The organism is Ereboglobus sp. PH5-5 (genome assembly GCF_029504805.1).
Lineage (GTDB): Bacteria > Verrucomicrobiota > Verrucomicrobiia > Opitutales > Opitutaceae > Ereboglobus.
The window spans coordinates 1-13,896 of sequence record NZ_JAQFIT010000008.1 but is presented as its reverse complement, the minus strand read 5'-3'; the positions used below and the strand labels follow the sequence as shown (position 1 = coordinate 13,896).

Annotated in this window: 7 protein-coding genes; 4 read left to right on the top strand and 3 right to left on the bottom strand. The window is 62.8% G+C overall.

Annotated features, from left to right (window positions below; translation table 11 throughout):
* Positions 1-130 precede the first annotated feature (130 nt).
* On the bottom strand, positions 131-1,090 hold the full coding sequence (argF, locus tag M2103_RS06525; protein ID WP_277509517.1) for an ornithine carbamoyltransferase: 960 nt from the start codon (positions 1,088-1,090) through the stop codon (positions 131-133).
* Positions 1,091-1,271: 181 nt separating this feature from the next.
* Here argF and M2103_RS06520 point away from each other — a divergent pair, with 181 nt between their 5' ends.
* Positions 1,272-1,850, top strand: coding sequence for a DUF4199 domain-containing protein (locus tag M2103_RS06520; RefSeq protein WP_277509515.1), 579 nt, complete (start codon positions 1,272-1,274; stop codon positions 1,848-1,850).
* Positions 1,851-2,182: 332 nt separating this feature from the next.
* On the opposite strand, the gene nadA is transcribed toward M2103_RS06520, so the two are convergent.
* Entirely contained in the window at positions 2,183-3,163 is a 981-nt protein-coding gene (nadA, locus tag M2103_RS06515; RefSeq protein ID WP_277509514.1) for a quinolinate synthase NadA, read from the bottom strand.
* 82 nt (positions 3,164-3,245) lie between these two features.
* On the opposite strand from nadA, the gene M2103_RS06510 reads away from it, so the two are divergent.
* Together M2103_RS06510 and M2103_RS06505 are read left to right on the top strand one after the other, a co-directional pair.
* Complete coding sequence (locus tag M2103_RS06510) at positions 3,246-3,629, top strand: hypothetical protein (RefSeq protein ID WP_277509513.1); 384 nt, start codon at positions 3,246-3,248, stop codon at positions 3,627-3,629.
* Between the two features lie 132 nt (positions 3,630-3,761).
* Positions 3,762-4,793, top strand: a complete 1,032-nt coding sequence (locus M2103_RS06505) for an adenosine kinase (RefSeq protein WP_277509512.1) — start codon at positions 3,762-3,764, stop codon at positions 4,791-4,793.
* A gap of 729 nt (positions 4,794-5,522) precedes the next feature.
* On the opposite strand, the gene M2103_RS06500 is transcribed toward M2103_RS06505, so the two are convergent.
* Positions 5,523-5,753, bottom strand: coding sequence for a hypothetical protein (locus M2103_RS06500; protein WP_277509510.1), 231 nt, complete (start codon positions 5,751-5,753; stop codon positions 5,523-5,525).
* A gap of 179 nt (positions 5,754-5,932) precedes the next feature.
* Between M2103_RS06500 and M2103_RS06495 the strand changes: the two genes are divergently transcribed.
* A partial coding sequence (locus M2103_RS06495; protein ID WP_277509509.1) for a hypothetical protein occupies positions 5,933-13,896 on the top strand: 7,964 nt, incomplete at its 3' end.

Below are 13,896 nucleotides of genomic sequence, written 5' to 3'. Positions count from 1 at the left end.
CAATTTTAATCGCGAAAACGCGAAAAAACGGAAGCGCGGAAGGATTGGAACACCAGCGGCCGTTGATTGCGGAATGCATGCTTAAGGGGAATTTTCGTGTTTCCGCCCTTTCGCGCTTCCGCGATCAAAACTAGCCTCGCGGTTGTTGCGCGAGCACGGCCATGATGGCTTTTTGCGCGTGGAGGCGGTTTTCGGCCTCGTCGAAGATGATCGAGCGCGGGTGGTCGAGCACGTCCTGCGTCACTTCCTTGCCCACATACGCGGGGAGGCAGTGCATGAACCAGGCGTCGGGTTTGGCGGCGGCGAAGAGTTGCGCGTTCACACTGTAGGGCGACATGGTTTTGATGCGCTCGGCGGCCTCGTCCTCCTTGCCCATGCTCACCCAGACGTCGGTGTAAACAACGTCGGCGTTTTTCACGGCTTCGTAGGGATCGGTCGTGAACTGGTATTTGCCGGGGAGTCCGAGGCGTTTGCTTTCGGCGGCGAGGAGCGCGTCGAACTCGGCGGAGGGCTCGAAGCCTTTCGGGCCGGCGAGCGAGATTTCCATGCCGAAGAGGTTTGCGCCGAGAATCCACGAGTTGGCCATGTTGCAGGCGGTGTCGCCGAGGAACGCGATTTTGCGGCCCTTGAGCGAGGCGAGCAAGTCGCCGCCGGGCGGGGCCCAGCGCTCGGCGAGCGTGAAGGCGTCGGCGTAGATCTGGCACGGGTGCAGGAAGTCGGTGAGCGCGTTGATGACGGGCACGTTGCCGAGCTCGGCGAGTTGCTCGACCTCGGCGTGGTCGTAGGTGCGCACGATCAGGCCGTGCACCATGCGCGAGAGCACGCGCGCGGTGTCGCCGATGCTTTCGCCGCGGCCGAGCTGGATGTCGTTTTTGTTGAGGAAAAGCGGATTGCCGCCGAGCTCGTGGATGCCGACCTCAAACGAGACGCGCGTGCGGGTGGAGGACTTGGAAAAGATCATCGCCCAGGTCTGGTGCTTGAGCACGGCGGGGGTGTTGCGTCCGCGTTCCTGCTTGAGGTCGCGGGCCAGCGCGAGGACTTCGGCCGCTTCGTTCTGTGTGAAATCGGTTTCTTTGAGGAAGTGCTTCATCGTGTTTGTTATTGTTGGCGGTGTGACTGGGAAAGCGGTCGTGTTTATGCGGCGGCGCGGCGCACTACGAGCGAAAAATGAGGCTGACTGTCACGCGGGCCGGCCACGGCGGACGCGCGCCGGGCGCGAGGTGTGTCTTGCGCGCGGGGGAAATCTCCGTAGCGTGCGGTTCACTTTGCTTATGAGCACCAAAACTACCTACGGACTTATTCTCGCCGCAGTCGGCATCGCGCTGGCGCTGCTCGGCTACCTGCTCGGACTTCAAACGGAAAAGGCCGGCTCGACGCTGGCCTCGATGTTTCAATGGATCGGCACGATCGCGGGCTTTTTTGTGATTTGGCTCGGCGTGCGCGCCGTGCGCGATGAAAACAACGACCAGTGCCTGACGTTCGGACAAGGATTTGGCGCGGGCGTGGTGATCGTGCTCGTCGCGGCGCTCATCAGCGCGGTTTACACGTTTGTCCATTTCACATTTATCAATCCCGATTACGCGGAGCACATGATGGCGCTCGTCGAGCAGAAATGGGCCGAGGCCGGAATGAACGACCGGCAAATGGAGGCCGCGGAAAAAATCACGCGCATGTTTTTCCATCCGGGCGCGCTGGCCGCGATAGGCTTCCTGAGTCAGATGTTTTTCGGCGTGGTTTTCTCGCTGGTCGTCGCGGCAATCGTGAAACGCAATCCGGCGAGGTCCGTGCCGCCGCCTCCGGTTGTGCCCACCTCGACACCTCCACCGCCGATGCCTCCGGCTGCGCAGTGAAAATTTGAGGAGCGGTGCCGCCCGTATCCGTTTAATGTCGGAAGAATGGTGGCAAGCACGACGCCAAAGGCGTCATACAGCTTGGCCCGGGGTGAGCGCGCAGCGCGCGCAACCCTGGGTTATCAGCGACACAAGATCGGCGCCCTGAAGGGGCGCGACAATATGCAGGTGTGCGTTGATTTGTTGCGCCCCTTCAGGGCGCCGAATTTCAAAAAAACAAACACCCGGGGTGTCGCAAGCTCCACCCCGGGCCAAGGGGTGGCACGCCTTTGGCGTGCAAAGGCCGCATGCCTCTCGACGCTAAACGAATACTGCCGCCCTCCGGCGCGCCCTCACTTGCTCCAGTCGAGCATGCGCTGGATCGGGGCGAACGCGGCGGCGCGAACGTCCTCGGGCATCTCGATCGCGGGCGACATGTTTTTCAACGCGTCGCGCACTTTCTCGATGGTGTTCATTTTCATGAAGCGGCAGTCGTTGCACGCGCAGGTGTCGGTCGGGCCGGCGATGAAGGTTTTGTCCGGCACCTCGCGCTGGAGCCGGTGGAGCATGCCGCTTTCCGTCACGACAATGATTTCGCGCGCGGGCGTTTTTTTGGCGAAGCCGATCATGAGCTCGGTCGAGCACACCTCGTCGGCGATGTCGCGCACGGCTTGCACGCACTCGGGATGCGCGACGACGGGCGCGCCGGGAAATTGCGCGCGGATTTTTTCAATCGCCGCGACGGTGAACTGCACGTGCGCGTAACAACTGCCGGGCCAGAGCCGCATGTCGCGGCCCGTTTTCTGGCGCACCCACTGGCCGAGATTCTGGTCGGGCACAAAGAGGATTTTTTTGTCCGCGGGCACGCGCGCGACGATTTTGGCGGCGTTGCCGCTCGTGCAGATCACGTCGCTGAGCGCCTTCACGGCGGCGGAGCAGTTGATGTAGGCGACGACGTAGGTGCCGGGATGCGCTGCCTTGTAAGCGGCGAGTTGTTCGGCGGGGCACGAGTCGGAAAGCGAGCAACCGGCGTCGAGGTCGGGCAGGAGCACGGTGCGCGCCGGGTTCACGATTTTCGCGGTCTCGGCCATGAAGTGCACGCCGCAGAAAAGGATGACGTCGGCCTGGGCCTGTTGCGCCTGGTAGGCGAGCCCGAGCGAGTCGCCCACGTAATCGGCGATGCGCTGGATCGGCTCGATCTGGTAGTTGTGCGCGAGGATGACGGCGTTGCGCTCGCGTTTGAGCGCGAGGATTTCCTCCTGAATCGGGGAAAGCGGCGCGGGCTCGTTGCGCGGGCGGACAATGTAAGGCTCGTGGTTGGGCGTGGCTGTCATCGTTGTGTGTAAAATTGCGGGGGACGTTACGCGAAGCTTGCGCCCTGTGCAAGTTCGCAGCCACCATGCGGCCATGTCATCTATGCAATCAAAGCCACAGGTCCTGGCATGGCTCACGTGCGACGGCGTGCACATCGATCCCGGCTCGGGCAAGCACACCATACTCGGCGTTTTTTCCAACATCCGCGCGCGCGAGTTTCCCGTCACGCATCCGCGCATGATCTGGTTTCTCACAATCAGCGACGTGCCCGCGGGCAAGCACATGATCCGCATCACGCTCGGGCTCGACCCGATGAACATGCGCCCGCTCATCGAGCGCGAATTCGAATCCGCCGGCCCGCTCCAGCGCATCAACCTCATCAACGAAATCAACAACCTCAACTTCGACGAGGCGGGCGACTACTCGATCGTGATCGAGGTTGACGACGAGCCGTTGCTCGCGACGAGCATCACCGTTTCGAATTAATTGATGTCCGTAGGGGCGCACCTGGCGTGCGCCCTAGTATGCGGAAAACTGTATGCAAATCATCCACAACGCGGGCAAACGTCAGGGCGCACGCAAGGTGCGCCCCTACGAATTTAATTTCCACGAATTTTTATGACTCCTTCAAAACCACTCGATCTCATCGGCGTCGGCGCGCCGATCATGGATATTGTCGTGAGCGTGCCCGACGATTTTCTCGCGCACGCGGGCGGCGAAAAAGGCGGCATGGTCATGGTTGACGCGGACGAAATGGCGCGCCTGCTCGCGCTCCTCCCGACCAAGCCCGCAATGAGCACCGGCGGCTCCGCGGCCAACACGACCTTCAACACCGCGCGGCTCGGCTTGCGCGCGGCGTTCATCGGCAAGCTCGGCAACGACGACGCGGCGGACGCCTACAAGGCGCGCTTCGCATCCGCCGGCGTGGACACGTCGCGCTTCAAGCACGCCGCCATGCCAAACGGCCGCTGCCTCGCGCTCACCACGCCCGACGCGCAACGCACCATGCGCACCTGCCTCGGCGCGCACGGCACGTTTTCGCCGGAGGATGTTTCGCCGTCGGATTTCGAGGGCGCGCGGCATGTGCACATCGAGGGCTACGTCGTGTTCAACTCAAAACTCGCCGACGCGATCCTCGACGGCGCGCGCGCGTCGGGCTGCACGCTCAGCCTCGACCTGGCGTCGTTCGAAGTCGTGCGCGAATCGCGCGAATGGCTGCTCGGACAATTGCGCAAGGGAATCGACGTGGTGTTTTCCAACGAGGACGAAATCCGCGCGCTGTTTCCCGACGCCGCGGATGCGAACACCGTGGAGGATTATCGCGCGCTGGGCGCGCGCCTGGCGGAGTTCGGCGGCGTGGCCGCGGTGAAGCTCGGCAAGGACGGCGCGTGGATCGTGCGCGGCAAGGGAGGCGGCGTCGAGTCGCACCGAATCGCCCCCGTGCGCGTGACCGACGCGGTCGACAGCAACGGCGCGGGCGACGCGTGGGGCGCGGGCTTTTTGTCCGGCTGGCTGCGCGACAAACCGCTCCCCGTGTGCGGCGAGATCGCCTCGCTGCTCGGCGCCGAAACCGTGCGCCACATGGGCCCGCTGGTCCCGGACGCGCACTGGCCGCAAACCAGCTCGCGCGCGACGGAGTTGCTGCGTTGATGACGTTTCCCCTTTGCTTCAAAAACTCCGGGCGTCCTTTCGATTGACGCGGCGCGACGGTTTCGCCGGCGCGCTGTGTGTGCCGCCTTCCGTAATTCTTGGTGTCCTTGCGAGCACGCCCACCCGTTGGCGTTTTTCCGGTATGAATTGTTGCAAGGGAAAGCCCTTTTGCCAGGCGAGCAGTCCCGGTGTGCCAGGGGTGTTTCGGCTCACTCGGAGGGTTCGCCCCGCCATGAGGTGCGGCCAAATAAATCGAATGAGCCCAGCCGTTCCAAACTCGCTCGCAGGCGCATGGCTCCATGCGATTTTCCCGCACAGGCATTGTTTTCGCGAAACAGGCCGCCGATCAGGTTCGGGTGAGGCTCGGGCGGACGCCCCTATTGCCTCGAGTGATTTGTTTTCGGGACGGACGTGTCACGGAATCAAGCAGCGCGCGTGTATGCCGGTTTACGCCCCGGTGGCATGGCGCGGCGAAAGCCGCTGTTTTGGGGCCGTTCGCGCGGGTTCCCGGCGCGGCCTGTGCAAAGCGGGAAATTAATGTGAGAGTGTCGGGCATGGACAGATTGCCGGCTTCCGACCTTGCGTATTTCCGGCGGTTCCGGCGTCCGAAATGCTTTTGTTTGAAAAAAATATGAAATTTGGCGCCAACCACGTGTCTTTTGCGTCGATTGTCTGGGCACGATTGTGCCGGGATATCCATGGCCAGTAGCCAGTGGAAGCACGGCGCGCTCAGGCCGTTTTTTTAGCCAGAGAGACTCTAGTTTTCTTGTGCTTTTTGGGCGCTAAAATCATTCTTGCACTGATTTTGTAACATCCAGTCCCTTCTTGCTTTGCCTCTTTCTTGTGCACCTTGTTTGCAATAGCTTTTTTGGGGGATTTAACAAAATTATTCTTAACAAACCGAAGCAATCGCATCACAAGACATGGACGCGGAATCAGGGGCAAGCTATCCTTGCTCATATTCATTACAAAATTCCTCCGATTTTATAATCACTTTACAGCTGATACTCTGGGTTTCACGCGCCAAATTTAACCATCCGCAAACCATCGCTCAACCATCCGCTCACCCGTCAACCCGAGCCGGCCATTCGCCGGCTTGCCCCGTCAATCTCATGCAAAACACAAACCGTAACGATCACATGAACACACCTGTTCGCCCTCCCTCCGCGCGCGGCTCTCTCGCGCTTTTCCTGTCCGCCGCGCTCGCGACCCTCGCCGGGTCGCTGTCCGCGCAGCCATATGATATTCCCTCGGGTTGGACCGGTGGTTATCAGGCCTCCTCCACCGGCGCGTATATCCTCGCTGCCAGCGGCACGGTCACCGACACGGGGCATGCCATATGGACCAGTGTTTCCGACGTGGAGCTTCAAATCGGAGCCAACGCCCTTGCGCACAGCAGCGGCACGCACGGTGTGTTTTTTGGTTTTAACGGCACGCTCTACAACGCCGGCACGATTTCCAGCGACAACGCTGCAAGCTACGGTATTCGTGCTATCGGCGTCGCGCTCATATCCAACACCACTGGTGGCGTGATTCAGGGCGCAGGCGGTGTTTCGTTGCGTGACGGCGGCACGGTGCTCAATTCCGGCACGATCATTGGCCTTGACAATGGCGCCGATGGCGACAGCGGCGTCTATGGCTACTTCAGCATACTCATCGACAACAAGGCGGGCGGCGTGATTCGAAGCGCCAACAGGGGCGTGCATCTCGAACAAGGCGGCACGGTGCTCAATGCCGGCGCGATCACCAGCACCGGCACCTTCGGCATCCTGTCCAACACCGTCAACACCGTGATCGACAATGCCGCGACCGGGCACATCTCGGGCTCGCACGTTGGCGTGCGCCTCATGAACGGTGGCACGCTTTACAACGCCGGCACGATTTCCGGCGGCAATCTCTCCGCAAACTACGGTGTTCTCTCCGGCACCAACGCCGCGTTCATATCCAACACCACCGGGGGCGTGATTGAGGGCAGCGGCGGTGTTTCGTTGCGTGCCGGCGGCACGGTGGTCAATTCCGGCACGATCATTGGCTATGACGATGGCTTCAACAATGACAACGGCGTCTATGGCGGAGTCAGCATGCTCATCGACAACAAGGAGGGCGGCGTGATTCGAAGCAACAACAGGGCCGTGTATCTCTCGTATGGCGGCACGGTGCTCAATTCCGGCTCGATCACCAGCACCGGCAGCGTCGGCCTCGAGTCCAACACCGTCGACACCGTGATCGACAATGCCTCGACCGGGCACATCTCGGGCACGACCATTGGCGTGCGCCTCAATCAAGGCGGCGAGATCGTCAACTCCGGCAAGATCGAGGGCGAGAACGCTACCGGCGTGGAGGCCGTTTCCGCCGTGGTCACAATTACCAATTCCACCTCGGCGCAGATCACCGGCGGCATCTACGGCGTGAATCTCATGAACGGCGGCACAGTCACCAATGCCGGCACGATCGAAGGCTCCACGGGCTACGGTGTTTTCACCAGCACTAATTCCTCGTTTGTGGACAACATCGCCGACGGCATGATTTCGGGCGCGGGCGGCGTTTCGCTGCGCAACGGCGGCACGGTGCGCAACGCCGGCACGATCACTGGCAACAACACCGGCGGCGCCACCAACAGTGCCATCAACGGAGATGCCGGCATCTTCGTCGACAACTTGCAGAACGGCGTGATTCAAAGCGGCTACAGGGCCGTGTATCTCGCCACCGGCGGCGGCACCGTCAAGAATGCCGGCAAAATCATCAGCACCGGCAGCTTCGGCGTTGAGTCCACGGTTGCCGACACATTGATCGACAATCTCTCGACCGGCCTCATTGAGGCCGCCGATTACGGCGTGCGCCTCGTCAAAGGCGGCGTGGTCACCAACACCGGCACCATCTCCGGCACCGGCGCGCTCGGCGTCGGCGTCTGGTCCGCAAGCGCCAGCGCGCTCGTGAGCAATTCCGGCACTGGCCTGATCACGGGCGGCCCGGGCGGCACAGGCGTGTATCTTATGAGCGGCGGCACGGTCACCAACACCGGCACCATCTCCGGCATCGGCGCGCTCGGCGTCGGCGTCCGGTCCGGCAGCGCCAACACCCTCGTGAGCAACACCAACACCGGCCTGATCACGGGCGACACGGGCGTGTATCTCGAACAAGGCGGCACGGTGCTCAATTCCGGCGCCATCCGCGGCGCTGTCGATGGGATAATGTTTGAAAACGCGTCCGGCCTGGTCGTCAACAGCGGCCTTGTGGAAGGCACGGGCAATGACGCGGTGAATTTTTTACAAGGCGGCACCGCGCAAAACACCGGCACGATTCAAGGGGCGCATGGCGTCTATGCCCAAAACACGGCCGCGGTTGTTGAAAATGACGCGGGCGCGCTCATCCGCGCGACGGAACAAAATGCGGTTACGCTTCAGGCTGGCGGACGGGTTGACAACTCCGGCACCCTCTCCAGCGCCAACAAGCACGCCGTGCGCGTGGACGGCGGCCTCGCCGTTGTCAACAACGCCACCACCGGCGTCATCGACAACGGCATCTACGCGGGCGGCACCACCACCGTTGACAACCGCGGCCTCGTCACCGGCGCCCTCGGCGTTCAGATCGGCGCGAGCTCCACGCTCGTCAACACCGGCACCATCGATGTCACCGGCACGGCTCTCATCTTTAAGGGCCACGCGGATTACACCAACGGCTCCCTCATCCGGGGCGGCGACGAGGGCGTGCATTTTGAAACCACCGGCTCGCTCGGCAACACCGGCACGATCATCGGCACAAACGGCATCGGCGTGGTCGGCGGAACCGGCGCCATTCTTGTCAACAACGCCGCCAACGGCCTCATCCAAGGCGGCACCCACGGCGTCTATCTGACCGCCGGCGGCACCGTCTCCAACTCCGGCACCATCACCGGCGGCGACGCCGGCTACGGCGTTTATGTCAACGGCGGCGAGGCCGCGATCACCAACAACACCGGCGGTGTCATCAACGCCGGCATCTACGCCGGCGGCACCAGCTCCGTTGACAACCGGGGCATCGTCACCGGCACCCAGGGCATCGTCATCGGCGTGTCCTCCACGCTCATCAACGCCGGCACCATCACCGCCGTCACCGGCACGGGCTTGGCCTTCCTGAGCCACGCCGATTACACGGTCACAACCCCCATCGACGCCACCCACGTCGGAGTCTCCTTTGCGAGCACCGGCTCGCTCGGCAACACCACCTCCATCCGCGGCGTTGCCGATGCCGGCGTCGAGGCGCTTGGCGCCGCGATCACCGTCAACAACGCCGCCAGCGGCGTCATCACCGGCGGCTCCTACGGCATCAACCTCGTTCACGGCGGCACGGTCTTTAACTCCGGCTCGATCAACGGCACCGTCACCAACGTGGGCGTGGGCATCCATGCCGGCGCGACCGCGCTGGTTGAAAACACCACCGCCTCCAGCCTGATCTCCGGCGGCTCCAGCGGCATCAACCTTGCCCAAGGCGGCGTGGTTACCAACTCCGGCTCGATTGTCGGCGGCAATGCGGGGGTGGGAATCTATTCCAACAACAACGCCACGCTCGTCACGAACAACGCGGGCGGCGACATCACCGGCAACGTCGGCATCACGCTGAACGCCGGTGGCACGGTCGCGAATGCGGGCAGGATCACCGGTGTTTATTCGCCTGCAGTTCGTTCCAACGACAGCGCCACGCTCGTGAGCAACACCACCGGCGGCCGCATCTCCGCCATCACCGCTGTCTGGCTGGATGCCGGCGGCACTGTCACAAACTCCGGCAGAATTGCCGGCAACCAGACAGGCGTCCGGCTGGCTGCTGGCGGCGAGGTTGAGAACTCCGGCTCGATCAGCGGCGGCTCCTATTATGGCGTCTCTTCCAGCAGCAACGCCACGCTCGTCACGAACAACGCGGGCGGCTACATTACCGGCGACACCGGCGTCTGGCTGAGTGCCGGCGGCACGGTTGAGAACTCCGGCTCGATCAACGGTAGCACCAATTTTGGAGTCTATTCCAACAACAATGCCACGCTCGTGAGCAACACCACCGGCGGACGCATCTCCGGCAACACCGGCGTCTATCTGGATGCTGGCGGCACGGTTACCAACTCCGGCTCGATCAACGGTAGCAACAGTTATGGAGTCTATTCCAACAACAACGCCACGCTCGTCACGAACACCACCGGCGGCTACATCACCGGCAACACCGGCGTCAGTCTGAATGCCGGCGGCACGATTGAGAACTCCGGCTCGATCCGCGGCGGCGCCGGCGGCACCAATTATGGAGTCTATTCCAACAACAACGCCACGCTCGTCACGAACAACGCCGGCGGCTCCATCACCGCCGGCACCGGCATCAGGCTCGCCAAGGGCGGCACCGTCGCCAACAACGGCACGATTGTCGGCATTGGCAATGTCGGCGTTGCCGCCGCCGGCGCCGTCGCCGACATCACCAACAACGCCCTGATTGAGGGCGGTGTCGCGGGAATCACACTCGAGGCCGGCGGCTCGGTGCACAACACGAACAACGCCATCATCAGCGGCACCGCGGCTGGCAGCCACGGCATCCAGGCCTCCAACGTCCCCGTCGAAATCCTCAACGACCAATACGCGACGATCAGCGGCGGGACGACAGGCGTGACGCTGGACGCCGGCGGCACGATCACCAACACCGGCCGCATCGAGGGCCGCGACCCGGCCAGCGGCGTCGGCGTTTACGGCGGCCCCAACGGGGAAACCACCGTCACCAACGACTACTACGCAAGCATCATCACCGGCGGTTCCGCCGGCGTGTGGCTCACCGGCGGCGGCACGGTGGCGAACACCGGCACGATCATCGGCACGGGCGCCGGCAGCTACGGCGTGCGCACCGACGGGGGCGCGGTGGACATCACCAACGACACCCGCGGCCTCATTCGGGGCGAGGCGGCCGGCGCATATCTTGCCGGTGGAGGCATGGTGACCAACGTCGGCCTGATCGAGGGCGGCATCCACGGCATGGAGCTCGACGGCGGCGCGACGATCACCAACTCCGGCACGATTTACGGCCTGGCTGAAGACGGCATCCGCGCCGGCGCTGGTCCCGAAATCAAGATTACCAACAACCCTGGCGGCTTCATCAGCGGCCAGGAATACGGCGTCAACGCCGCGAGCGATCTCAACCTTGTCAACCATGGAGTCATCACCGGCACGAACAACGACGGCGTTTATTCCCAAGGTCGGGCGGACATCGACAACGAAGGCTTCATCCAAGGCATGGACAAGGGCGTGAACCTCGACGGAAGCACCAACGCGTGGGATAGCAAACTTGTCAACTCCGGCACCATCCGAGTGGATAATGGCGAGGCCGTCTATGTTACACAAGACACGGCTGAAATCACCAACAGCGGCCTCATCGAAGGCGAATACGGCATCCGGGCGGAGGGCTCCAACATCTCGACACTCGTGACCAACGCCGCCGGCGGCTGGATCCAAGGCTACAACAACGCCGGCGTCTCGCTGCAAAGCGGCACTGTGGACAACGCCGGGGAAATCCACGGCATCTTCGGCGTGATCATCAACGGCCCAGAAGCCCTCGTGGAAAACAAACTCGGCGGTTACATCAACGGCGGCGACACCGGCGTGAACCTCGTGCAGGGTGGCACGGTCATCAACGCCGGCGAAATCCACGGCAACGACGGCGTGCGCATCGAAACGCTCGAAGCCTACGTGGAAAACAAACCCGGCGGCTGGATCCACGGTTTCAACACCGGCGTGAGACTCATGCAAGGCGGCACCATCATCAACAGCGGCACAATCGAAGGCGGCTACGGCATTGATGCCGGCGGCGCGGCCGTGGTCGAAAACACCGGCGGAGTGATCACCGGTGACGTTGCCGTGAATCTCGCAGCGGGCGGCACGGTCACAAACAGCGGATTGATCGAAGGCGCCAACATCGGTGTTCAGACCGACGCTGCCGGCACGGTCACAAACAGCGGCACGATCCTTGGCAACACCAGCTTCGGCATTCAGGCCGACGCCGCGGTCAAGATCGAAAACACCGCTGTCACCGGCCTCATCCAAGGCGGCGAGACCGGCGTGCGTCTGAACGTCGGCGGCACGGTTACGAACTCCGGCACGATCCTCGGTGATACCGACTCCGGCATTTACGCCGACACCGGCGTCACCGTGGTGGAAAACACCGGCGGCCAAATCCAGGGCGGACTGAACGGCGTGTGGCTGGGCGAAGGCGGCAGGGTGCGCAACACCGGCGCAATCACCGGCACCGCCAGCTACGGCATTTATTCCGGCACCAATGCGGAAGTCGAAAACATCGACGGTTACATTAAGGGAGGGACCACTGGCGTGCACATAGCGGGATCGAGCACGATCACCAACAGCGGCACGATTATCGGCACCGCCGACGCCGGCGTTTTCGCGGCCCAATCCTCGCTGGTGGAAAACACGACCGCCGCCAGCCTCATCCAAGGCGACTACGCCGGCGTGTTTCTCTATAACGGCGGCACGGTCACCAACAGCGGCACAATCATTGGCACGCATGCTTATGGCGTTTATGCCGAACAGTCCTCGAAAATCACCAACACGACCGCCTTCAGTCTCATCCAAGGCAGCAACTCCGGCGTGTTTCTCGCTGGTGGCACGGTGATGAACAGCGGCACGATTATTGGCATGGACTATGCCGGCGTCATTGCCGTCATGAGTTCGTTGGTTGAAAACACGACCGCCTCCAGTCTCATCCAAGGTAGCGACTTCGGCGTGTTTCTCGATGGTGGCACGGTGATGAACGCCGGCACGATCAGCGGCACGGCCACGGACGGCATCGGTGTCGAGGCCGGAGAACTCGTCACGATCACCAATGAATCCGCCGGCCTCATCCGGGGCGGCCAGATCGGCGTGTCTTTATATGATGGCGGCACGGTGATTAATTCCGGCACGATTGCCGGCGTCGCCCACTACGGCATCAATTCCGTAGGCGAAATCGTCGTCACCAACACCATCGGCGGCGTGATTAGCGGCCCCCGCTACTCCTTGTCTCTTGTCGATGACACTGCGGTAAACGTGGTGAACCTGTGGAACAGCAGCACGCTCGTGGGCGATGTTCTCATCAAGAGTGCATCCTCGCTACTCACGCTCAACGGCGACGCGGGCACGGAACAGCTCTACTCGGACGCGGTGACCGGCAACACGGACTTCGCCGGCACACTCGTCAAGCAAGGGGCGGGCACCTGGACAATCGACAAGAACCCCGGCGCGGACACAATGACCCAGCAAGCGACCCTCGTGAAGGAGGGCAAGCTCATCGTCGATTGGGAAAAATACCAGCTCAACGGCTCGGATGTGAACATCGCCGCCGGCGCCATCCTCGAAGTGCGCACCGCCAACACGGCCACCACGACCACGCTCGTCAACCCGCTCACCGGCGACGGCCTGCTCGACCTCGTCGGCACGGCGACGGTCAACGCGCCCAACGTCACCTTCGCGCTCTCCTCCAGCATGGGCTCCGCCTTCAGCGGCACGGTCGGCGTGAGCAGCGCCTACGGGCACAAGACCGTCTTCGACCTCGCCACCTCGGAGACCGCGCTCACAAACGCGACCCTCAAACTCAACGCCAACAGCGAAACCACGCTCGACGCCAACCGCGAAATCGGCGGCCTCGACCTGGCCGGCGGCACATTCCTGGTCAAGACCGACACGACCACCGCGGGCCTGCCGCCCTACCGGCTCGACGTGGACAACCTCATGAGCACCGCGGGCGGAAGCAAGATCGGCGTGGACACCGAGGTGCTCTCGGGCATCAACCCGCCGCTGCCCCCCGGCGACGGACTCAACAAAAATGTCTTCGACATGGACGTGATTCCGCCCGACACGCTGCTTAGCGGCACGATCGTGCACGGCACGAACAGCACCATCATCGACGGCGCGACCTTCGACATGGTTGATAGCGACGGCAACGCACTGCCTTCGGGCACCAGCACGATCAGCTTCGGCCAGAACGGCCTCTATCCGGTCGGCGTGAACAGCTACGGTTACAACGCCATCCACAAAACCAATGGCAGCGGCGGCGGCGACATCGTGTTCAACTACGGCCTGATCTCGATCGAATCCGTCCACGCCACCGAGCT